At 60.3% G+C, this 22,064-nt stretch carries 18 protein-coding genes, 4 tRNA genes and 1 pseudogene; 15 read left to right on the top strand and 8 right to left on the bottom strand.

Features of this window, described 5'->3' with window-relative positions:
- Window positions 1-146: 146 nt before the first annotated feature.
- Entirely contained in the window at window positions 147-1,337 is a 1,191-nt protein-coding gene (locus ACYRGX_RS12110; protein ID WP_473052729.1) for an amino acid aminotransferase, read from the bottom strand.
- Between the two features lie 170 nt (window positions 1,338-1,507).
- On the opposite strand from ACYRGX_RS12110, the gene uvrB reads away from it, so the two are divergent.
- Window positions 1,508-3,526: an excinuclease ABC subunit UvrB gene (gene uvrB, locus ACYRGX_RS12115; RefSeq protein WP_473052730.1), complete on the top strand. Its 2,019-nt coding sequence runs from the start codon at window positions 1,508-1,510 to the stop codon at window positions 3,524-3,526.
- A 40-nt stretch (window positions 3,527-3,566) separates the two neighbouring features.
- On the opposite strand, the gene ACYRGX_RS12120 is transcribed toward uvrB, so the two are convergent.
- The 5 genes from ACYRGX_RS12120 to ACYRGX_RS12140 form a co-directional block, all read right to left on the bottom strand.
- A complete protein-coding gene (locus tag ACYRGX_RS12120) occupies window positions 3,567-3,833 on the bottom strand; it encodes a DUF4404 family protein (RefSeq protein WP_473052731.1) in 267 nt (88 codons plus the stop codon).
- 127 nt (window positions 3,834-3,960) lie between these two features.
- Window positions 3,961-4,218: a DUF1652 domain-containing protein gene (locus tag ACYRGX_RS12125; RefSeq protein WP_473052732.1), complete on the bottom strand. Its 258-nt coding sequence runs from the start codon at window positions 4,216-4,218 to the stop codon at window positions 3,961-3,963.
- 231 nt (window positions 4,219-4,449) lie between these two features.
- Window positions 4,450-6,906 carry a TonB-dependent siderophore receptor gene (locus ACYRGX_RS12130; protein ID WP_473052733.1) on the bottom strand — a complete coding sequence of 819 codons (2,457 nt, stop codon included), beginning with the start codon at window positions 6,904-6,906 and terminating at the stop codon, window positions 4,450-4,452.
- A gap of 189 nt (window positions 6,907-7,095) precedes the next feature.
- Entirely contained in the window at window positions 7,096-8,043 is a 948-nt protein-coding gene (locus ACYRGX_RS12135) for a FecR domain-containing protein (protein WP_473052734.1), read from the bottom strand.
- Complete coding sequence (locus ACYRGX_RS12140; protein ID WP_473052735.1) at window positions 8,040-8,549, bottom strand: sigma-70 family RNA polymerase sigma factor; 510 nt, start codon at window positions 8,547-8,549, stop codon at window positions 8,040-8,042. Before ACYRGX_RS12140 ends, ACYRGX_RS12135 begins: the two co-directional genes overlap by 4 nt.
- 287 nt (window positions 8,550-8,836) lie before the next feature.
- On the opposite strand from ACYRGX_RS12140, the pseudogene ACYRGX_RS12145 reads away from it, so the two are divergent.
- Window positions 8,837-9,220, top strand: a pseudogene (locus ACYRGX_RS12145) (cache domain-containing protein); the annotation flags it as partial.
- 129 nt (window positions 9,221-9,349) lie between these two features.
- Window positions 9,350-10,381: a methyl-accepting chemotaxis protein gene (locus ACYRGX_RS12150; RefSeq protein ID WP_473056681.1), complete on the top strand. Its 1,032-nt coding sequence runs from the start codon at window positions 9,350-9,352 to the stop codon at window positions 10,379-10,381.
- Between the two features lie 425 nt (window positions 10,382-10,806).
- Here ACYRGX_RS12150 and ACYRGX_RS12155 read toward each other — a convergent pair whose 3' ends face one another.
- A complete protein-coding gene (locus ACYRGX_RS12155) occupies window positions 10,807-12,840 on the bottom strand; it encodes a heavy metal translocating P-type ATPase (RefSeq protein ID WP_473052736.1) in 2,034 nt (677 codons plus the stop codon).
- On the opposite strand from ACYRGX_RS12155, the gene ACYRGX_RS12160 reads away from it, so the two are divergent.
- The 7 genes from ACYRGX_RS12160 (at window position 12,793) to ACYRGX_RS12190 (ending at window position 16,137) form a co-directional block, all read left to right on the top strand.
- On the top strand, window positions 12,793-14,514 hold the full coding sequence (locus tag ACYRGX_RS12160; RefSeq protein WP_473052737.1) for a hypothetical protein: 1,722 nt from the start codon (window positions 12,793-12,795) through the stop codon (window positions 14,512-14,514). The two genes, ACYRGX_RS12155 and ACYRGX_RS12160, sit on opposite strands and share 48 nt — an antisense overlap.
- 28 nt (window positions 14,515-14,542) lie before the next feature.
- Window positions 14,543-14,989: a Cd(II)/Pb(II)-responsive transcriptional regulator gene (gene cadR / locus ACYRGX_RS12165; protein ID WP_473052738.1), complete on the top strand. Its 447-nt coding sequence runs from the start codon at window positions 14,543-14,545 to the stop codon at window positions 14,987-14,989.
- Between the two features lie 122 nt (window positions 14,990-15,111).
- A tRNA-Ala gene (locus tag ACYRGX_RS12170) sits at window positions 15,112-15,187 on the top strand.
- A gap of 47 nt (window positions 15,188-15,234) precedes the next feature.
- Window positions 15,235-15,310 (top strand) — tRNA-Glu (locus ACYRGX_RS12175).
- 41 nt (window positions 15,311-15,351) lie between these two features.
- A tRNA-Ala gene (locus ACYRGX_RS12180) sits at window positions 15,352-15,427 on the top strand.
- A 50-nt stretch (window positions 15,428-15,477) separates the two neighbouring features.
- Window positions 15,478-15,553: transfer RNA gene (locus ACYRGX_RS12185), tRNA-Glu, on the top strand.
- Between the two features lie 134 nt (window positions 15,554-15,687).
- Entirely contained in the window at window positions 15,688-16,137 is a 450-nt protein-coding gene (locus ACYRGX_RS12190) for an acyl-CoA thioesterase (RefSeq protein ID WP_473052739.1), read from the top strand.
- Here the strand turns inward: ACYRGX_RS12190 and ACYRGX_RS12195 are convergent.
- Window positions 16,095-16,478 (bottom strand): hypothetical protein, encoded by a 384-nt coding sequence (locus ACYRGX_RS12195; RefSeq protein WP_473052740.1) that lies wholly within the window; start codon window positions 16,476-16,478, stop codon window positions 16,095-16,097. The genes ACYRGX_RS12190 and ACYRGX_RS12195 overlap by 43 nt on opposite strands.
- A gap of 109 nt (window positions 16,479-16,587) precedes the next feature.
- On the opposite strand from ACYRGX_RS12195, the gene ACYRGX_RS12200 reads away from it, so the two are divergent.
- From ACYRGX_RS12200 to cyoD, 5 genes are all read left to right on the top strand, one after another.
- Complete coding sequence (locus ACYRGX_RS12200; RefSeq protein ID WP_473052741.1) at window positions 16,588-17,574, top strand: tRNA dihydrouridine synthase; 987 nt, start codon at window positions 16,588-16,590, stop codon at window positions 17,572-17,574.
- A 551-nt stretch (window positions 17,575-18,125) separates the two neighbouring features.
- A complete protein-coding gene (gene cyoA / locus ACYRGX_RS12205) occupies window positions 18,126-19,076 on the top strand; it encodes a ubiquinol oxidase subunit II (RefSeq protein ID WP_473052742.1) in 951 nt (316 codons plus the stop codon).
- Window positions 19,077-19,083: 7 nt separating this feature from the next.
- A complete protein-coding gene (gene cyoB, locus ACYRGX_RS12210) occupies window positions 19,084-21,114 on the top strand; it encodes a cytochrome o ubiquinol oxidase subunit I (RefSeq protein WP_473052743.1) in 2,031 nt (676 codons plus the stop codon).
- An 8-nt stretch (window positions 21,115-21,122) separates the two neighbouring features.
- Window positions 21,123-21,737 (top strand): cytochrome o ubiquinol oxidase subunit III, encoded by a 615-nt coding sequence (cyoC, locus tag ACYRGX_RS12215; RefSeq protein ID WP_473052744.1) that lies wholly within the window; start codon window positions 21,123-21,125, stop codon window positions 21,735-21,737.
- Complete coding sequence (gene cyoD, locus ACYRGX_RS12220; RefSeq protein ID WP_473052745.1) at window positions 21,737-22,060, top strand: cytochrome o ubiquinol oxidase subunit IV; 324 nt, start codon at window positions 21,737-21,739, stop codon at window positions 22,058-22,060. Before cyoC ends, cyoD begins: the two co-directional genes overlap by 1 nt.
- Window positions 22,061-22,064 lie beyond the last annotated feature (4 nt).

Genomic DNA, 22,064 nt, shown 5'->3' on the forward strand with positions numbered 1-22,064 from the left:
GCCACCCGCAATGCCTCTATGTAGAGCCATTTAGGTAACCGGATGTTCGCTTCTGAACGCGCGGAGGGAGTGTCTGGAGTTCCGGGCAGGGAATCGGGCGTGGCAAAGCGTCCGCGCCCGCCCTTGCGGCGGACGCGGACTGAGCGTCAGACGACCTGGGCGATGGCGTCGATCACCGCATCGAGGTTGTTGCGGTTGAGCGCGGCGACGCAGATGCGCCCGCTGCTCACGGCGTAGATGCCAAACTCGCTGCGCAGACGCTCCACCTGCTCGGCCGACAGGCCCGAGTAGGAGAACATGCCGCGCTGGCGGGCGACGAAGGAGAAGTCGCGGCTGATGCCGGCCAGGCCGTCGACCATCGCCACACGCATGGCGCGAATGCGCTCGCGCATCTCACCCAGTTCCGCTTCCCACAGACCGCGCAGTTCGTCGCTGCCGAGCACTGCGGCGACGATGCTGGCGCCGTGGGTCGGCGGGTTGGAGTAGTTGGTGCGGATGACGCGCTTGAGCTGCGACAGCACGCGAGCACTCTCCTCCTTCGAGGTGGTCACCAGCGACAGGGCGCCGACGCGCTCGCCGTACAGCGAGAAGGACTTGGAGAAGGAGCTGGAGACGAAGAACGGCAGCCCCGATTCGGCGAACAGGCGGACTGCGTGAGCATCTTCGGCGATACCGTCACCGAAGCCCTGATAAGCGATATCGAGGAAGGGCACGTGCTCGCGCTCGCGCAGCACCTCGAGCACCTGCGGCCAGTCGCCCTCGGCCAGGTCGACGCCGGTGGGGTTGTGGCAGCAGGCGTGCAGCACGACGATCGAGCGTGCCGGCAGGGCCTTGAGGTCGGCGAGCATGCCGGCCAGGTTCACCCCGTGGTTGGCGGCGTCGTAGTAGCTGTAGTTCTGCACCGGGAAGCCGGCGGATTCGAACAGTGCGCGGTGGTTTTCCCAGGATGGATTGCTGATCGCCACCACGGCGTCGGGCAGCAGGCGTTTGAGGAAGTCGGCCCCGACCTTCAGTGCGCCTGTGCCACCCAGGGCCTGGGCGGTGACCACGCGCCCTTCGGCGAGCAGTGCGGAGTCCGCACCGAACAGCAGCTTCTGCACGCTCTGGTCGTAGGCGGCGATGCCCTCGATCGGCAGGTAGCCGCGCGGGGCCGCGGCAGCGATGCGGGCCTTCTCGGCTTCGGCCACGGCACGCAGCAGCGGAATGCGACCTTCTTCGTTGTAGTACACGCCCACGCCCAGGTTGACCTTGCTGGCACGGGTGTCGGCGTTGAATGCTTCGTTCAGGCCCAGGATCGGGTCGCGGGGGGCCATTTCGACAGCGGAGAACAAACTCATTGTGGGGGCGCTCGAAGAAGGAAGGGCGGCTGGGACACCTCCCGTCCGCCTGGCGCTAGGGAGGTGCGCAAACGGGGCGTTATTATAGCGGCCGACGCGAGCGCCCGCGAGATGATCCGGGGCAGCTGCGTGCGGTTTTTTGGGTGTTTTTCGTCTAGTCAGAGGTAGCCATGTCGTCGCCGTTCCAGATCGAGACCCGCTTCGAGCCCGCCGGGGACCAGCCCGAGGCGATCCGGCAGATGGTCGAGGGTATCGACGCCGGGCTGTCGCACCAGACGCTGCTCGGTGTGACGGGCTCGGGTAAGACCTTTTCCATCGCCAACGTGATCGCCCAGGTGCAGCGTCCGACGATGATTCTGGCGCCCAACAAGACCCTGGCCGCGCAACTCTATGGCGAGTTCAAGGGCTTCTTCCCGCACAACGCCGTGGAGTACTTCGTCTCCTATTACGACTACTACCAGCCCGAGGCCTACGTGCCGTCCTCGGATACCTACATCGAGAAGGATTCCTCGATCAACGACCACATCGAGCAGATGCGCCTGTCGGCGACCAAGGCGTTGATCGAGCGCCGCGATGCGATCATCGTCACCACGGTGTCCTGCATCTACGGTCTGGGTAGTCCCGAGACCTATCTGAAGATGGTCCTTCACGTGGACCGTGGCGACCAGCTGAGCCAGCGCGAGCTGCTGCGCCGGCTGACCGAGCTGCAGTACACCCGCAACGAGATGGACTTCGCCCGCGCCACCTTCCGCGTGCGGGGCGACGTGATCGACATCTTTCCGGCGGAGTCCGACCTCGAAGCGGTACGCATCGAGCTGTTCGACGACGAGGTGGAGAACATCGCCGCCTTCGACCCGCTCACCGGCGAGGTGATTCGCAAGCTGCCGCGCTTCACCTTCTTCCCCAAGACCCACTACGCCACCCCCCGCGAGACGCTGCTCGAAGCGATGGAGAACATCAAGATCGAGCTCAAGGATCGCCTGGAGCATCTGCGCAACACCGGTCGCCTGGTGGAGGCGCAGCGCCTGGAGCAGCGCACCCGCTTCGACCTGGAGATGATGCTGGAGCTGGGCTACTGCAACGGCATCGAAAACTACTCGCGCTACCTCTCCGGGCGGGGCCCGGGCGAGCCGCCGCCGACCCTGTTCGACTACCTGCCGTCCGATGCGCTGCTGGTGATCGACGAATCCCACGTCTCGGTGCCGCAGGTGGGTGCGATGTACAAGGGCGACCGTTCGCGCAAGGAGACCCTGGTGGAGTACGGCTTCCGCCTGCCTTCGGCGCTGGACAACCGCCCGCTGCGCTTCGACGAGTGGGAGGCGATCTGCCCGCAGACCATCTTCGTTTCGGCCACGCCGGGGCCTTACGAGGCCGATCACGCCGGGCGCGTGGTCGAGCAGGTGGTGCGTCCGACCGGACTGGTCGACCCGCAGATCGAGATCCGCAAGGCCTCCACCCAGGTCGACGACCTGCTCTCGGAAATCCGCCGCTGCGTCGCCGTCGACCAGCGCGTGCTGGTCACCACCCTGACCAAGCGCATGGCCGAGGACCTCACCGACTATCTTGCCGACCACGAAGTACGCGTGCGCTACCTGCACTCGGACATCGATACCGTAGAACGTGTGGAGATCATCCGCGACCTGCGCACCGGCACCTTCGATGTGTTGGTGGGCATCAACCTGCTGCGCGAGGGCCTGGATATGCCCGAGGTGGCGCTGGTGGCGGTGCTCGACGCCGATAAGGAAGGCTTCCTGCGTTCCGAGCGCTCGCTGATCCAGACCATCGGCCGCGCGGCGCGCAACCTCGAAGGTCGCGCTATTCTCTACGCCGACAACATCACCGGCTCGATGCAGCGCGCGATCGACGAGACCGAGCGCCGCCGCGCCAAACAGGTGGCCTTCAACGAGGCCCATGGCATCACCCCGCGGGGCGTCAAGCGTGACATCAAGGACATCCTCGAAGGCGCCGTGGTGCCCGGTGCGCGCAGTGGCAAGCGGCGTGCCCAGGCGCAGGCGGCGGAGGAGAGCGGGCGTTACGCTGCGGAGTTGCGCTCGCCGAGCGAGATCAACAAGCGCATACGTCAGTTGGAAGAGAAGATGATGCAGCTGGCTCGCGACCTGGAGTTCGAGGCCGCGGCCACGACCCGCGATGAGATCGCCAAGCTGCGTGAGCTGTTGCTCAAGGTGTGAGCCGAGGCGCGCCCGGCCGTAGCCGGGCGCGGTGTGGCGTTCAGATGCCCATGTTGGCCAGGCTTTGCATGATGTTGCGCAGGGTGCCCGCCAGCGTCGGATGGCTCACCTCGAAGCGTTCGACGGCGAGATTCACGCCGTCGACGAGGTTGTCACTCGGTGGTTGGCCGTGCTCGTAGGCCTGTTGTACCTCCAGTTCGGCGATCAACCGGGTGATTGCTTCGTGTTCCTCCGGGCTCAGTGGCGGGTCGCCGTCGAGTTGAGCGCGCAAGGTTTCTATTTGCTGCTGCAGGGACGTTGCAGGCATGTGGTTCTCCCTTTCTGGTCCGCCTCTCATGGACCCCGCCCGAAGGCGAAAGGTCCTTTTCCGTCAAGCCTAGCCGTAACCGGATGTAGACGCTTGACCGAGAGCAGGGGAGACGCGACGGGGACCTTCAGCCGGCCTTTCGATGCATCCGTCGGTGCAGATCGGCCAGGGCCAGTTCGTGCTGGATCTGCGCTACCAGATTGGCCAGGGCGCGGACGCTGTCATAGCGCTCCACGGTAATCCGCGAAAGCACCAGGTGATTGCCGTGGGAGTGTTGATCGTAAAGACGCACGCTCATGCCGTCGCTCAATTCGCGGCATTCGCAAGCGAACGGGAAAAATGCCGTTTCGAGAATCCTACGCGCTTGTTCGAAGCTGATGTACATGATGTCCCCCTCCTGCCGGTAGTGGCCGATGGCCGTTTGGCGGGGCGTTCCGGGTCCCGGTGAGCGTCGCAGGCAGCAGCGGATTAGGCGTCTTGTTCTTGTGGGGGCATGCAGGACGCGGAACGCGCTGACAAGCCAGTTAACTCTAGCAGCGGCAGCAGTCTCGACATGCTCGTTCGTCGCCTGTGGGCGACCGCTGGCTCCCGGGGAGACCAGCGGTCGTTCCTGCGCCTAGAAGCGTTGGGTGAGGGTGACGATCAGATTGCGTTCTGCGCCGACATAGCAGGAGTTCTCGTTGTAGCAGGAGGCGACGTAGTACTCGTCGGTGAGGTTGTTGGCGTTGACCCGCAGGCTGCTGCCGCGCAGGCCCAGGCGCTGCAGGTCGTAGCTCACGGAGGCATCGAACAGCGTGTAGGAGGGCACCTTGAAGTCGTTCACATCGCTACCGTAGCTTTCGCCGACGTAGCGCGCGCCGGCGCCGATCTGCAAGCCTTCCAGCGGGCCGCCGGTGAAGCGGTAGTCGGCCCACAGGCTGGCCATGCGCTCGGGGGTCTGGTAGGGCGTGTTGCCCTTTGCATCGATCACGTCGGCGCCGTCGAAGACGTAGTAGGTCTTGCTGTATTCGACGTCGTTGTAGGTGAAGCTGCCGAGGACGCGCAGCGCATCGGTCAGATGTACGCGCGCTTCGAGCTCGACACCCTGGGAGCGCATGCCGCCCACGCCACGGTAGAAGTAGTCGTCACTGAGGCTGTTCTCCTTGGCGTAGAGGTTCTCCATGTCCAGGTGGAACAGCGACAGGGTGTAGAGATCGTCGCTACCCGGCGGCTGGAATTTCACCCCGGTTTCCCATTGCTTGCCCGTGGTCGGATCGAGGATCTGCGCGCCGGAGGAGTAGTTCGATGTCGGGTTGAACGAGGTGGAGTAGCTGACGTAGGGCGAAAATCCGTTGTCGAAGGCGTACAGCAGGCCGATGTGGCCGCTGAGCTTGTCACCCCGGTTGGCGTCCTTGCTGTCCAGCGCGTAATCGTCGATGGACACGTCGTACCAGTCCTGACGCAGACCCAGGCTGAGGTTCCAGTGGCCGAGTTCGATCAGGTCCTGCAGGTAGAGACCGGTCTGTTTCTGCCGGCGCAGGGCGTCGCTGCTGACCACCAGACCCGAGAGATCGTTGCCGTCGTAGACCGGATCGTCGATGTCCAGCGGGGTCACCGAGGTGCGGTCGCTGGTGTAGAGGACGCGGTTCTTCGAGTACTGGTAGTCCAGCCCCATGACCAGCGTGTGCAGCGCCTCGCCGGTGGCGAATTCGGCCTGCAGCATGTTGTCGACGATCCAGGCGTGGAGGTTTTCCTGGCCGCCGCTGTAGCCGCGCCAGAGCTCGTCGTCCGTCAGGTAGCCACTCTGCCAGATCTGTCGGTTGTCGACCTTCGCATCCAGGTAGCGGAAGTTCTGCCGTGCGCTCCAGACGTCGTCGAAGCGGTGTTCGAGTTCGTAACCGAGCATCTGCTGGGTACGGTCGAAATGCTCGATGTCCTTATCGCCTTCGAAGAAGCTCGCCGACAGGCGACGTCCGTTGCGTTGGTGCAGGGTGCCGGAGGCCGGCAGGCTGCCGTGCCAGCCACCTTCCGGGTCGTGCTGCAGGTAGGCGTAGAGGTTGAGGTAGGTGTCCTCGTCGAGGTCCAGCGCGAGGCTCGGCATCAGCGCGTAGCGCACTTCCTGGACGTGGTCGACCTGGGCGTCGGCGTCCCTGGCCAGGCCGACGATCCGGTAGGCGATGCGCTCGTTCAGCGGTCCGGTGCTGTCGAAGCCCAGCGACTTGTAGTCATTGCTGCCGTAGGACAGGTCGAACTGCCCCGCGGCGTCGAACTGCGGGCGCTTGGTGGTGATCGCCGCCAGGCCGCCGGGGTTGCTGCGGCCGTAGAGCACCGAGGAGGGGCCCTTGAGCACGTCGATGCGCTCGATGAAATAAGGGTCGATCTGCAGGCTGCTGTAGGAGCCGGGATCACCCATCGACTTGAGGCCGTCGATGATGATGTTGTCCACCGAGCCGTCGTTGATGCCGCGCATTGCCAGGTAATCGTAACGGCGCGTGCTGCCGTAGGGATTGGTCAGTACTCCGGGGGTGTAGCGCATGGCTTCGGATGCGGTCAGCGCGCCCTGGGCATCGATCTGCTCGCGGGTGACCACCGACACGCTCTGCGCCGTGCGCGCGAGCGGCAGGCTGGTCTTGGTGGCGACGCTGCTGTGGGTGGCGTTGTAGCCCTGCATGCTGCCCAGCGCGTTGCCCAGGCTGCCTTGCACGTACATCGGCGTCAGGGCCAGTTCGGCCCCGCGTTGCGGCGCCGGCTCCAGCCGGTAGCCACCTTCGGCGTCGCGTACCGCCTGCAGGCCGGAGCCGGCGAGCAGCGTGGCGAAGCCGTCCTCCAGCGCATAGTTGCCCTGCAGGCCCGGGCTCTGGCGCTCACCCAGCAGCCGGGCGTCCACCGACAGCAGTACGCCGGCTTCCCCGGCGAAGCGGCTGAGGGTGGTGGACAGCGGGCCGGCCGGAATCTGGTAGGCGCGCACGCTCTGCGCCTCGGCCTGTGCAAGGGGCAGCAGGCTGCCGGCGACGGCCAAAGGAACGGCGAGCAGCGCGGCGCGCACGGCCAGGGTGAGGCGCAGAGGAGTGCGAAGACGTGAAGCGATGAACATGGGATTCCCTTGGCGATGATGAATGATCACCGGTTTGCCGGATGACCCCGGGAAAAGGGGAACTACAAATGCGAATTATTTTTATCGGCTGATGATCGGCCCATTACCCAGGGCGGGTTCCGCGCGCTGGATGGGTACGGCGCGTGCGCCGCTTGGCGGAGACGCTCATCGTCGCGCGGATGGACTGACTCAGGCCGGTTCGACGGACACCCACCAGGGCAGGAGCCGGTTGACCCGGATCGGCAGGCTGCGCGCGAGCGCGTCGAGGATGTGCTCGCCCTCGGCGAGGGGAAAGGCCCCCACCACGCGCAGGTCGGCCACCCGAGGGTCGCAGCCCAGGTAGCCGTGGCGATAGCGGGCGAGGTCCTCGAGCAGTTCGCCCAGGCGGCGTCCATCGGCGACCAGCATGCCGCGGCTCCAGGCTTCGCCGTCGGCGGATACCGTGCTGCGCGCCCGCTCGCCGTGGCTGTCGAAGCGCAACTGCTGGCCGGCCGCGATCCGCAGCAGTGGTCCCGCAGGCGTCTGCAGCAGCAGGTCGCCGGAGAACACCATCAGCCGGTCATCCTGCGGGTAGCTGCGCAGCGCGAAGCGCGCCTCGCCTTCGGCGTGCAGCAGGCCCTGGGGCGAGGCAATAGCGAGCGTCTGCGAGGTCGACGCGCGCTGCTCCACCAGCAATTCGCCGCGCAGCAGTTCCAGGCGACGTTTGCCCGCCTCGCTTTCGCGCTTGTCGAGTGCGCTATCGGTGTTCAGCCATAGGCGCAGGCCGTCGGCGAGTTGCAGTTCGCGGACCTCGCCAACCCCGGTGCGCCAGGTCGCCAGGTGGCTGCGCAAGCGTTGCCGGGCGTCGAAGCCCCAACCCAGGGTCGCGGCGGCGCCCAGCACGCACGCTCCTTTAAGCGTGCGGCGCCGTGTGCTGCCACGCTGCTCGATCACCCGGCCCGCGGCACTGCCGGCGGCATCCTCGGCGAGTTGACGCATGTCGCTGCTGATGCGCTCGACCCGGCGCCAGGCCGCGGCATGTTCGGGGTGCGTCAGCCAGTGTTGCCAGGCGCTTCGCTCCTCGGCGGTGCAGCGGCCTGATTCGAGCACGGCGAACCAGTCGGCTGCCTCGCGCAGGGCGTCGAAGTTGGCGCTCATGCATCCTCGTCCAGCAGGGTCAGGCACTGCAGCATGGCGCGACTCATGTATTTCTTCACCATGCGTTCGGAGACGCCCAGGTGTTCGCCGATGGCGGCATAGCTCAACCCCTGGAGTTGCGACAGCAGGAAGGCCCGGCGGACCTTTTCCGGCAGGCTGCGCAGCAGGCGATCGACCTGCAGCAGGGTCTCCATGATCAGCGCCTGCTGTTCCGGCGAGACGCCCGCCTCGGGCCGTTCGGCGAGTGCTTCCAGGTAGGCCTGCTCGATACGCCGGCGGCGCCAGTGATCGATCATCAGCCCGTTGGCGATCGTCCGCAGGTAGGCGCGGGGCTCGCGCAGGCCGCCCACGTCCGGGTCGCGCAACAGAATGCGCAGGAAGGTGTCCTGCGCCACGTCGGCGGCGTGCTGACTACAGCCCAGTTGTCGCCGCAGCCAGCCCAGCAGCCAGCCGTGGTGATCGAGGTAGAGGTGCTGCAGTGGGTTGCCGCTCGCGGGGGTCGTCATGGGCGTCTCCGGAAGAGCGGATAATGATAAGTATTATCAAGACGCTGTCCAGTCCGGACGGAACGCCACAGGTAGCAACCGCCCGCTCCAGTTCAGCCGACGATGGCCGATAACAAGCATGCGTCTCGCCTATCCCCGAGGTCTCGATCATGCGTGTCACTTTAAGAACAAAAATGCTGTTGCTGGCGCTGGTCCCCGTGCTGTTGTTTGCCTTGGTAATCAGCGGTACGGCGGCGAAGGTTCTCAACGGTTTGGCCGAGGATGAGGTCAAGGCAACCCGCGAGCGGATGCTCGAACTCAAGCGTCAGGAGCTCCAACACTACATCCAGGTGGCGGTTGGCGCGGTGCAGGCACTCTACGACGCCTCCTCGGAGGGGGACATGAAGAGCCGCGCCGACGCGATAGCCATTCTGTCGAAGATCAAGTACGGCGCTGACGGCTACTTCTTCGGTTACGACTCGAACATGGTCCGCCTCTTCCGGGGTGACAGTCCGGTGGACGTGGGCGTCAATATGACGGATCGCCGTGATCCGAATGGCGTCTACGTCATCAGGGGACTGGTTGGCGTGGCGAAGGATGGCAGCAATTACGTCAACTACGCCTCGCCCTTGCCCGGCAACGAAGCGGTGCAGGTGCCCAAGCTCGCCTACAGCTTCTATTTGCCCAAATGGGATATGGCCCTAGGGACCGCGCTCAACCTGGACGGTATCGATGCCAAGGTCGCCGAAGTCAGCGCGTCGGTTTCCCAGCGCACCCTGCTGGTTACCCAGATCATCGCCATCACCGCGGTGGTGATGCTGGTGATCCTCGGCCTGGTCGGCGTCTGGCTGAGCAATGCCTTCGTGCGGCCGCTGCAGAACATGCGTGGCAACCTGGACGACATCGCCGCGGGCGAGGGCGACCTGACGCGGCGTCTGCCGGTCGTCAGCCGTGACGAGCTGGGTGAGCTTTCGGCCTCGTTCAACCGCTTCGTCGAGAAGATCCATGGCCTGGTGCGGCAGATCGCGGAAATGACGGGGCAACTGAGCGGGTTGGTCGGGCAGATGGCTGAGCAGGCGCATCGCTCGGAGCACGCCATGGATCGACAGCGTCACGAGACCGACCAGGTCGCCACGGCGATCAACCAGATGTCCGCAGCGGCCCAGGAAGTGGCGACCAGCGCCCAGGGCGCCGCCGAGGCGGCGCAGCAGACCGATCAGGAGGGGCAGAGCGCCAAGCAGGTGGTCGATCTGAGCATCCAGCGCATCCATGAGTTGGTCGGCGATATTCGCCACAGCGGCAGCGCCCTGGACAGTCTGCAGCACGACGTGCAGTCGATCGTCAGCGTGCTCGACGTGATCCGCTCGATCGCCGAGCAAACCAACTTGCTGGCGCTCAACGCCGCCATCGAGGCGGCGCGGGCGGGAGACGCGGGGCGGGGGTTCGCGGTGGTGGCCGACGAGGTGCGCGCCCTGGCCAGTCGCACGCAGCAGAGCACCCAGGAAATCCAGGCCATGATCGACCGGCTGCAACAGGGGGCTCAGGCATCGGTGGTGGCGATGCGGCGCTCCAGCGACGCCGGTGAGGCGACCAGCGAGCAGGCCAACCGCGCCGGCGCGTCGCTGGACGCCATTGCCAGGCTGATCGGCACCATCAATCAGATGAACGCGCAGATCGCCAGTGCCGCCGAGGAGCAGACCGCGGTCGCCGAGGAGATCAACCGCAGCGTCCAGCAGATCGCCCAAGCGGTGGACAGCGTGGCCGACGAGACCCAGGGCGGCGCGCAGACCGCGCGTCAACTGGCTGACCTCGGCGAGCGTCTGGGGGCACTGGTGCGCCAGTTCCGTATCTAGGGTCTGTTGCCGTTTCGTTCGCGAGCCGCGTTGCCGCCAGAAATGGCCTGCGACTAGGCGCAGGCTGAAGCCAATGGTTATTCCCTTGGCAAAGCCTGCAACGACGGCGCAGGCCATTTCTGGCACAACCCTACGGGCCGGTGCCTGTTTTGGCGCGATACGGCGTTGCTTGTCTTGGACTTACCCCGGTAAGCCCTGCGACTCGCGCCTTGTCTCGCGCCAAAACAGGCGCCGGCGCGGCCGTGAACGAAACGGCAACAGACCCTGGTGTCGCGACACGCATCAAATGCCGGTCTGCACTTGCCCTCGACAGGCATCGCCGCGTTGCTCCGCTTGCCAATACTCCAGTATTGGCGGCGCGAAGCGCCTTGCGCTGCCAGCCGACGGCAGCGTTCAGCCTGCGACACCTGATACGTGTCGCGACACTAGCGGGGTTCGCCGTTGAGCAGGCGCAGTCCGTTGGCGACCACCAGCAGGCTGACGCCGACGTCGGCGAACACCGCCATCCACAGTGAGGCGGCGCCCATCACGGCGACCACCAGAAACACGGCCTTGATGCCCAGGGCCAGGACGATGTTCTGCTTGAGGATGCGCGCGGTGCGTCGTGACAGCGCTACGAGGGCGGGAATCCGGCGCAGGTCGTCGTCCATGATCGAAACGTCGGCGGTTTCGATGGCCACGTCGCTGCCGACCACGCCCATGGCGATGCCCAGGTCCGCGCGTGCCAGTGCGGGCGCATCGTTGATGCCGTCTCCGGCCATCGCGGTGGGTTGGTCGGCGCAGAGCGTGGCGACGATCTGCAGTTTGTCGCCAGGCAGCAGTTCGGCATGGCTGTCGTCGATGCCCAACTGATCGGCGATGCGCTTCACGGCGTGGCGATTGTCGCCGCTGAGCAGGCTGACGCGGATGCCTTGGCGATGCAGGTGTTCGATGGCCTCGCGGGCCTCTTCGCGCAGTGTGTCTGCGACGGCGAAAAGCGCCAGCGGGCGGTGCTCGTCGCAGAGGCTGACGACGCTCTTGCCCTGGGATTCGAGCGCTTCGATACGCGCCAGCAGGTCGGGCCTGGCGAAACCGAGTTCCTCGAGCAGGCGACGATTACCGAGGCTGTAGCGGGTGCCGTCTATCTTGGCGCTGAGGCCCTTGCCGGGCAGCGCCTGGAGATGTTCCACCTGGGCGCTCGATGCAGACCCCTGCGCTGCGATCGCCTGGGAGACGGGATGCTCGGAATGGCTCGCGAGCAGGCTGGCCAGTGCCTGGCTATCGCCGCCCTCGATCAGCTCCTGCCGATCGGTCTGGCTAGGACGCCCGCGGGTCAGGGTGCCGGTCTTGTCCAGGGCCAGATGTCGAATGCGCCGCGCGTTCTCCAGGTAGGCGCCGCCCTTGATCAGGATGCCCCGCCGTGCGGCGGCCGCCAGTCCGCTGACCACGCTGACCGGCGTGGAGATCACCAGCGCGCAGGGGCAGGCCACCACCAGCAGCACCAAGGCGCGGTAGGTCCATTGCAACCAGTCGCCGAGCCACAGCGGCGGCAGCAGGGCGAGCAGCAGGGCCAGCAGCACCACCGCCGGTGTGTAGACGCGCGCGAAGCGATCGATGAAGCGCTGGGTCGGGGCGCGGCTGGCCTGGGCGTGTTCAACGGCACGCACGATGCGTGCGACGGTGGAGTCCTTGGCGACGGACTCCACGCGGTATTCGAGAAGACCTTCGCCATTGATGCTGCCCGCATAGAGCTTGTCACCGGGGCCTCGATCCTGCGCGGCGCTTTCTCCGGTGATGGGCGACTGGTCGACGGCGGAGTGTCCAGCGAGTACCTCGCCATCGAGGCCGACACGATCGCCGGGTTTGACCCGCGCCCGTGCGCCCGGCTCGATCTCCTGCAGGGGGCGATAGTGCCAATGGCCATGCTCGTCCAGTACTTCGGCGCGTTCCGGGGCAAGCGCCATCAGCGAATGTATCGCCTGGCGCGCACGTTCCAGGGAAGCGGCCTCGATACGCTCGGCCAAGGCAAAGAGCACCATCACCATGGCCGCTTCAGGCCACTGGCCGATGGCCGCGGCGCCGGTGACTGCCAGGCTCATCAGCGCATTGATGTTGAGTTGTCCGTGACGCACTGCGATCCAGCCTTTGCGATACACGCCGAGGCCGCACAGGGCGATGGCGAGCAGGGCGGCGGTGGCCGCGGCCCAGGCGGGTGCCTCCAGCCAGTGGGCGAGCTCCGCGGCAAAGGCCGCGGCACCGGCGAGCGCCAGGCGACCGTAGCCACCCTTGGCAGTTGGCGCGGGTGGCGGGTTTTCGTCTCCCTGAGCATCCAGTGGCTGCGCCTGCATGCCCAGGCTGGCGATGATCCGCACCACGCGCTCGGCTGGAAGGCCGTCGGCCTGAACGCCCAGCACGCGACCGATCAGGTCGAATTGAAGTTCGCGGACTTCCGGCAGCTTCTCCAGGGCGGGACGGATCAATGCTTCCTCGTTGGGGCAATCCATCTGCTCGATGCGAAAGCGCACAAAAAAAAAAAAAAAAAAAAAAAAAAAAAAAAAAAAAAAAAAAAAAAAAAAAAAAAAAAAAAAAAAAAAAAAAAAAAAAAAAAAAAAAAAAAAAAAAAAAAAAAAAAAAAAAAAAAAAAAAAAAAAAAAAAAAAAAAAAAAAAAAAAAAAAAAAAAAAAAAAAAAAAAAAAAAAAAAAAAAAAAAAAAAAAAAAAAAAAAAAAAAAAAAAAAAAAAAAAAAAAAAAAAAAAAAAAAAAAAAAAAAAAAAAAAAAAAAAAAAAAAAAAAAAAAAAAAAAAAAAAAAAAAAAAAAAAAAAAAAAAAAAAAAAAAAAAAAAAAAAAAAAAAAAAAAAAAAAAAAAAAAAAAAAAAAAAAAAAAAAAAAAAAAAAAAAAAAAAAAAAAAAAAAAAAAAAAAAAAAAAAAAAAAAAAAAAAAAAAAAAAAAAAAAAAAAAAAAAAAAAAAAAAAAAAAAAAAAAAAAAAAAAAAAAAAAAAAAAAAAAAAAAAAAAAAAAAAAAAAAAAAAAAAAAAAAAAAAAAAAAAAAAAAAAAAAAAAAAAAAAAAAAAAAAAAAAAAAAAAAAAAAAAAAAAAAAAAAAAAAAAAAAAAAAAAAAAAAAAAAAAAAAAAAAAAAAAAAAAAAAAAAAAAAAAAAAAAAAAAAAAAAAAAAAAAAAAAAAAAAAAAAAAAAAAAAAAAAAAAAAAAAAAAAAAAAAAAAAAAAAAAAAAAAAAAAAAAAAAAAAAAAAAAAAAAAAAAAAAAAAAAAAAAAAAAAAAAAAAAAAAAAAAAAAAAAAAAAAAAAAAAAAAAAAAAAAAAAAAAAAAAAAAAAAAAAAAAAAAAAAAAAAAAAAAAAAAAAAAAAAAAAAAAAAAAAAAAAAAAAAAAAAAAAAAAAAAAAAAAAAAAAAAAAAAAAAAAAAAAAAAAAAAAAAAAAAAAAAAAAAAAAAAAAAAAAAAAAAAAAAAAAAAAAAAAAAAAAAAAAAAAAAAAAAAAAAAAAAAAAAAAAAAAAAAAAAAAAAAAAAAAAAAAAAAAAAAAAAAAAAAAAAAAAAAAAAAAAAAAAAAAAAAAAAAAAAAAAAAAAAAAAAAAAAAAAAAAAAAAAAAAAAAAAAAAAAAAAAAAAAAAAAAAAAAAAAAAAAAAAAAAAAAAAAAAAAAAAAAAAAAAAAAAAAAAAAAAAAAAAAAAAAAAAAAAAAAAAAAAAAAAAAAAAAAAAAAAAAAAAAAAAAAAAAAAAAAAAAAAAAAAAAAAAAAAAAAAAAAAAAAAAAAAAAAAAAAAAAAAAAAAAAAAAAAAAAAAAAAAAAAAAAAAAAAAAAAAAAAAAAAAAAAAAAAAACCATTCCATTCCATTCCATTCCATTCCATTCCATTCCATTCCATTCCATTCCATTCCATTCCATTCCATTCCATTCCATTCCATTCCATTCCATTCCATTCCATTCCATTCCATTCCATTCCATTCCATTCCATTCCATTCCATTCCATTCCATTCCATTCCATTCCATTCCATTCCATTCCACATCAGCCCGGCGCGTGGCTCGAGCGGCTGCCGCTGCGGAGCGGCAGGCGGGTGTGCGTGGTGGCTGCAGCATTGATTCATCGTCGATTCCTCGTAGACTGCCTTGGAGTGAAAACCCTGAAGTGGCTATAGGGTCAAGCGGCGATCGGTAGGAGGCGCTATGAAGATCGGTGAATTGGCTGCAAAGGCCGGATGCGCTGTGGAAACGGTGCGTTACTACGAACGTGAGGGCCTGTTGGCGGCGCCTGTGCGCAGTGCCGGCAACTACCGGATCTACGATGAGCGGCATCTGGAGCGGCTGCGCTTCGTACGTAACTGCCGCAGTCTGGACATGGCTGGCGAAGAGATTCGCCAGCTACTGGCGCTGCGTGAGCAGCCCCGGCAGCACTGCGATGGCGTCAACGAGCTGGTCGAGGAGCACATTCGCCATGTGCAGGCGCGGATCGCCAGCCTCAGGAGTCTGGAGCAGCACCTGCTGGAACTGCGCGACTCCTGTTCGAGGCAGCAGGCGGTGGAGGAGTGCGCGATCATTCGCCAGTTGAGCGAGGGAGAAGCGGTTCCCGTGGCGGAACAGCCATCCCATCTCGGGCATAGCCACGGGTACTGATGGCATTCCCGTTATGCTCCGCTAAGTAATTGTTCTTAGGGCGAAAAAAATCACTGGGCGAGGAAAAAATCTGTTGACAGGGGGCGGGGGCGCCCCTAATATGCGCCCCGTCCACGAGGCACGGGGCTATAGCTCAGCTGGGAGAGCGCTTGCATGGCATGCAAGAGGTCGACGGTTCGATCCCGTCTAGCTCCACCAAATTTGCCACCGAACGAATCCAGCGCGTTCGAGTGAATGAAGGTTTCGTCCCCTTCGTCTAGTGGCCTAGGACACCGCCCTTTCACGGCGGTAACAGGGGTTCGAGTCCCCTAGGGGACGCCACTTCACGCAGCGATGGCTGCGCGTCGAGAGACGCTAAATCCGGGGCTATAGCTCAGCTGGGAGAGCGCTTGCATGGCATGCAAGAGGTCGACGGTTCGATCCCGTCTAGCTCCACCAATACCACGCAAGGGCCGGCCAGGTGCCGGCCCTTGTCTTTCGAAGGTTTCGTCCCCTTCGTCTAGTGGCCTAGGACACCGCCCTTTCACGGCGGTAACAGGGGTTCGAGTCCCCTAGGGGACGCCATTTTTACCCGCGTTTGCGGGATTCAAGGGTCATCCATGTGGTGGCCCTTTTGTTTTTCTGGCGTACAGTTTCTCCCCCGTGCATGCGCCGTGTCGCTGCGGCGCATGACGGCCCACAGCCACGGAGCCGATTGCATGAGCTGGGAAACACCCGATCCGTTCATTTTGCCGTTACGTGTCGAGTCCGCTGACATCGATGGGCTCGGTCATGCCAATAATGCCGCCTACGTCACCTGGTTGGAGCGTGCCGCCTGGGCGCATTCGCAGAGTCTGGGCTTGGGTCTGGACGAATACCGCGAGCTGGACCGTGCGATGGCAGTGACGCGCCACGAAATCGATTACCTTGCCGCCGCGTACCTGGATGACGAGTTGTTGCTCGCCACCTGGATCCTGCAGTCCGATGGTCGTCTGAGCATGGACCGTGGGTTTCAGCTGCTGCGCCCCGCCGACGGGACCACCCTGCTGCGGGCGAAGACCACGTTCACCTGTATCGAGCTGTCCAGCGGGCGTCCGCGGCGTATGCCGGCAGCCTTCGTCGAAGGTTATGGCAAGGCGCTGGCGGGTGGTGCGGGGGAGAGGAAGTAGCCGGAGGCGCTCTTCTCGACCTGGTAGTGGCGAGCCTCTCCGGGCGCCAGCAGGATCGATTGCGCACTGATGCGCTGCTCCTCGCTGACGCACAGTCCGCTACCCAGGCGGTTCACCGTGAGTGATGCCTCTCCGGGAGGGAGTGTGTACTGGCGCTGCTCGCCGGCGAGCAGGCTGCCGGCGGGTTGGCCGTTGATGAACAGGGCAGCCGTACAGGTGTCGCCATCCAGCGGACGACTGATCTGCAGGCGTGCCGCCAGTTCGGCGGCCATGGCATGAGTCGCGGCAAGCAGTGCCAGCGCGGCGAGCCCTGTTCTTGCAGTGGTGTGGCGGATGGGCATGGCGAACCTCCTTTAATCCTCTCTGACACGCTGGTGGCGGCGAATGCTCTCGTCGTAAGCCCGCCGAGCCCCTAAACTTGCCGCCCTCATTCCCAGGAGAACGCACGGCATGCAGATCGCCTTGGCGCCGATGGAAGGTCTGGTCGACGACATCCTTCGCCATTTGCTCACCCGCGTCGGTGGCATCGACTGGTGTGTCAGCGAGTTCGTGCGCGTCTGCGACCGGCTGTTGCCTGCGTCGCAGTTCCTTAAGTTGGCGCCGGAGCTCGCGCGGGGCGCGCGTACCTCCAGTGGTGTGCCGATGCGCCTGCAGTTGCTGGGCTCCGATCCGGTCTGCCTGGCCGATAATGCGGCGTTCGCGGCGCAGTTGGGTGCGCCGGTGATCGACCTCAACTTCGGTTGCCCGGCAAAGACCGTGAATCGCTCGCGGGGTGGCGCGGTCTTGCTCAAGGAGCCCGAACTGCTGCATGCGATCACGCGTGAGGTGCGTCGTGCTTTGCCTGCGGAAGTACCGCTGACTGCGAAGATGCGCCTGGGCTTCGAGTGTCCGCAGGGGGCGGTGGAGTGCGCGCAAGCCCTGGTCGAGGGCGGTGCGGAGCAGTTGGTAGTGCATGCGCGAACGAAGGTGGAGGGCTATTGCCCGCCCGCCCACTGGGAGTGGGTGGCGCGCATTGCCGAACGGGTGCCGGTTCCGGTATTGGCCAATGGTGAGGTCTGGACGGTCGACGACTGGCGGCGTTGTCGCGAGGTGAGTGGCGTGGCGGATATCATGCTGGGTCGGGGGCTGGTATCCTGCCCGGACTTGGCGCGACAAATTGCCGCGGACCGGGACGGGCTGCCGGTCGTGGCTGCCCGTTGGGATGAGGTGCTTCCCTGGGTCGCCGAATTCTGGTGGCTGGCACGGAAAAAGCTCGCTCCGCGTTACGCGCCGGGAAGGCTGAAGCAGTGGCTGGGTATGTTGTCGCGTAATTACGTTCAGGCGCAAACCCTGTTCGATGTGGTGCGTCGGGAGCAGGATTGTGCGCGTATCGATGCGTTGTTCGCTGATTTTCGCCCGGCGCAAGAGGGCCGAAAGTCGCACGATTTGATGGTTTGATGCAGGTCAGTACGCGGCCTTCCGCGCTGGTGTTGAAGTCCACTCGATTGTTGCGGTTATCAGTGTATTCGCGGCCTTCAGACAGGCGTTGTTCCGCATTCGCAAAAGAATATCCTCCAAAACATCAAAGATTTTCCCTTGAGCCCGGCAGGGGAAATGAATTGTAATAGTGCGGCTTTATGTAACCCGGGCAATCGGTCGCAGCAACTCGAGTGCTGCTTCCGAGACAAAGGAGCTCCAGCGGAGCATCCACAAGAACATGCGTGCAGGGTTCGAGCCGCAACTCCGACCGATGGGCAATCCCCGGTCGCATGCGAGGGTCGCGGGGTTCGCCCTGTGAGCCGACGGGTAACCTTCGGTGCTCTCGAGGGCAAGGAGCCATGTTCCGACAGCGGTCATTCCGCGGTCGTTGCGCTCGACGCCATGCCGTTCGTTCCCGATTCCTTTGTTCGCTTCATCCCTCGCCAGCTTCGGCAGGCGTGCGGACGCAGAGCCTGTGCCCGATATGACCGTTGGGCAGAGTGCGCACTTCAAACCTTCAAGGCTGCGAGATGATCAAACAGACGTTTTTCGGATACCTGAAGAGGCTGTCCTGGCTGGCATTCCTGCCATTGGCCGGTTGTAAATGGGCCTTGCTCGACCCCAAAGGGCAGGTTGGGATGGATGAGCGCTCGCTGATCATCACTGCCACGCTGCTGATGCTCATCGTGGTCATCCCGGTGATCGTGCTGACGCTTTACTTCGCCTGGAAATACCGCGCGGGGAATAACGTTGCCGACTACGCGCCCAAGTGGGCCCACTCCACGCGGATCGAGCTGGTCGTCTGGCTGGTGCCCTGCGCCATCATCCTGGTCCTGGGTACCCTGACCTGGAAGACCACCCACGAGCTGGACCCCTACAAGCCGCTGGAATCCGATGTGAAGCCGGTGACCGTCGAGGTGGTTTCGCTGGACTGGAAATGGCTGTTCATCTATCCGGAGCAAGGCATCGCTTCGGTGAACGAGCTGGTCTTCCCGGTGGACACTCCGGTCAACTTCAAGATCACCTCGCAGTCGGCGATGAACTCCTTCTTCATCCCGCAGTTGGGTAGCCAGATCTACTCGATGGCCGGTATGCAGACCCTGCTGCATCTGATCGCCAACGAGCCCGGCACCTATGCGGGTATTTCCGCCAACTACAGCGGTAGCGGCTTTACCGGCATGCAGTTCCAGGCTATCGCCACGCCGACCGAGGCTGATTTCGATGCGTGGGTCGCCAAGGTACGCGCTTCTTCGGAAACGCTCGACGAAGCCCACTACAAGGAACTGGCCAAGCCCAGCGAGAAGCATCCGGTCGAGTACTTCTCCAGCGTCAGCCCGAATCTGTTCCAAGGCATTCTCATGCAGTACATGCACATGCCCGCCCATGAGCATGGGGAGCAGGCTGCCGAGGAGCATGACGCTCACGCCAACATGTCGATGGAATCGATGGGCCAAATGACGCATACGGCCGATCAGGAGTAAACAAAAGATGTTCGGAAAGCTCAGTCTTGCCGCTATCCCGTACCACGAGCCGATCCTGATCGGCACGTTCCTGGCCGTTGCGCTGGGCGGTATCGCGCTGTTCGCGGCCATCACCTACTTCGGTAAGTGGGGCCACCTGTGGAAAGAGTGGCTGACCTCGGTCGACCACAAGAAGCTTGGGGTGATGTACATCATCCTCGCGCTGATCATGCTGCTGCGCGGCTTCGCCGACGCGATCATGATGCGTACCCAGCTGGCCGTTGCCACCAACGGTTCCGAAGGCTATCTGCCGCCGGAGCACTACGACCAGATCTTCACCGCTCACGGCACCATCATGATCATCTTCATGGCCATGCCGTTCATGATCGGTCTGATGAACCTGGCGCTGCCGCTGCAGATCGGCGCACGCGACGTGGCCTTCCCGTTCCTGAACAACCTGAGCTTCTGGCTCGCGGCGTCGGGTGCGATCCTGGTCAACATCTCGCTGTTCGTCGGTGAGTTCGCACGTACCGGCTGGGTGGCCTATCCGCCGCTCTCGGGGCTGGCCTACAGTCCGGGCACCGGGGTCGACTACTACATCTGGGCGCTACAGATATCGGGTATCGGGACCACGCTGACCGGCGTGAACTTCCTGGTCACCGTGTTCAAGATGCGTGCCCCCGGCATGAAGCTGATGCAGATGCCGATCTTCACCTGGACCTGCACCTTCGCCAACATCCTGATCGTGGCTTCCTTCCCGATCCTGACCGCGGCGCTCGGCCTGCTGACCATGGACCGCTACCTGGACTTCCATTTCTTCACGAATGAAGCCGGTGGCAACCTGATGATGTACATCAACCTCTTCTGGGCCTGGGGCCATCCGGAGGTTTACATCCTGGTCCTGCCGGCCTTCGGTATCTTCTCCGAAGTCATCTCGACCTTCACCGGCAAGCGCCTGTTCGGCTACACCTCGATGGTCTGGGCGAGCGGTGCGATCACCGTGCTGGGCTTCATCGTCTGGCTGCACCACTTCTTCACCATGGGTTCGGGTGCCAGTGTCAACGCCTTCTTCGGCGTGGCGACCATGGTCATCGCGATTCCCACCGGCGTTAAGCTGTTCAACTGGCTGTTCACCATCTACCGTGGCCAACTGCGTTTCACCACGCCGGTGCTGTTCACCCTGGGCTTCATGGTGACCTTCACCGTCGGCGGCATGACCGGTGTACTGCTGGCCGTTCCGGGTGCTGACTTCCTGCTGCACAACAGCCTGTTCCTGATCGCCCACTTCCACAACACCATCATCGGCGGTGCGGTGTTCGGCTATCTGGCGGGTTTCGCCTTCTACTTCCCCAAAGCCATGGGCTTCACGCTCAACGAGCGCCTGGGCAAGTGGTCCTTCTGGTGCTGGATCGTGGGCTTCTTCGTGGCCTTCATGCCGCTCTACGCACTGGGCTTCATGGGCATGACCCGTCGCCTGAACCACACCAACAACCCGGAGTGGACGCCGTGGCTGTGGGTGGCGTGCATCGGCGCCTTCATCATCGCCGTGGGTATCGCCTGCCAACTGCTGCAGCTGTACGTCGCCTTCCGTGACCGCAAGCAGAACCGGGACAAGACCGGCGACCCGTGGAATGGCCACACCCTGGAGTGGTCCACCTCTTCGCCGCCGCCGTTCTACAACTTCGCCGTGCTGCCGGAAGTGCATGACATCGACGCCTTCACCGATCAGAAGGAACAGGGTCTGGCCTACCGTCGTCCGGAGAAGTACGCACCGATCCACATGCCCAAGAACACGGCGGCCGGCATCATCATGGGTGGCTTCGCCACGGTGATGGGCTTCGCACTGATCTGGCACATCTGGTGGCTGGCCATCGTGTCCTTCCTCGGCATGATCGTCACCTTCCTGTTCCGTGCCTTCGACAATGACGTGGACTACTACGTGCAGCCCGACGAGATCGAGCGTATCGAAAGTGCCCACCTCGCCGAAGTACAGGCTGAGATCGCCCGCGCCGAGTCCCTCGAGCGTGCCAGCGCCTCTTCCGAACAGTTCGCCAAATAGGACCGAGCATGTCGACCCACGCAATGCACGCCCATGACGATCATGGGCACGACGAACACCATCACGACAGTGGGGCCAATACCGTCTTCGGTTTCTGGCTCTACCTGATGACCGACTGCCTGATCTTCGCCAGCGTCTTCGCTACCTATGCAGTACTGGTAGGTGGCACCGCGGGCGGGGTCAGCGGCAAGGACATCTTCGAGCTCGATTACGTGCTCGTGGAAACCTTCGCCCTGCTGTTCTCCTCGATCACCTATGGCTTCGCCATGATCGCCGCTCACCGCGGCGCCAAGGGCTGGGTGCTGAACTGGCTGGCGGTGACCTTCATTTTCGGTGCGATCTTCATCGGGATGGAAGTCAACGAGTTCCATCACCTGATCGCCGAAGGCCATGGCCCGTCGCACAGCGCCTTCCTCTCCGCATTCTTCACCCTGGTGGGGATGCACGGCCTGCACGTGACTGCCGGTCTGCTGTGGATGATCGTGATGATGCTGCAGGTCTCCAAGCAGGGCCTGACGCCGCAGGTGAACACCCGTCTGACCTGCCTGAGCATGTTCTGGCACTTCCTCGACGTGATCTGGATCTGCGTCTTCACCGTCGTTTACCTGATGGGAGCCCTGTGATGAGTTCCGCGCACAATCACGACGCCAGCCACGGCAGCGTCTCCTCCTACGCGATCGGCTTCGTGCTGTCGGTGATCCTGACGGTCATTCCGTTCTGGATGGTGATGTCCGGCGACTTCGAGCGCGCGACCACGCTGATCACCATCTCGCTGTTCGCGGTGGTGCAGATCCTGGTTCACCTGAAGTACTTCCTGCACCTGAACTTCACCGAAGAAGGTCGTCTGAACGCGTTGTCCTGCGCCTTCGCGATCGTGGTTATCGTGCTGGTGGTGGGCCTGTCGCTGTGGATCATGTTCAGCGCCAACGACCTGATGATGCCCTGACGAT

The sequence above is a fragment of the Pseudomonas sp. R4-15 genome, assembly GCF_055768815.1.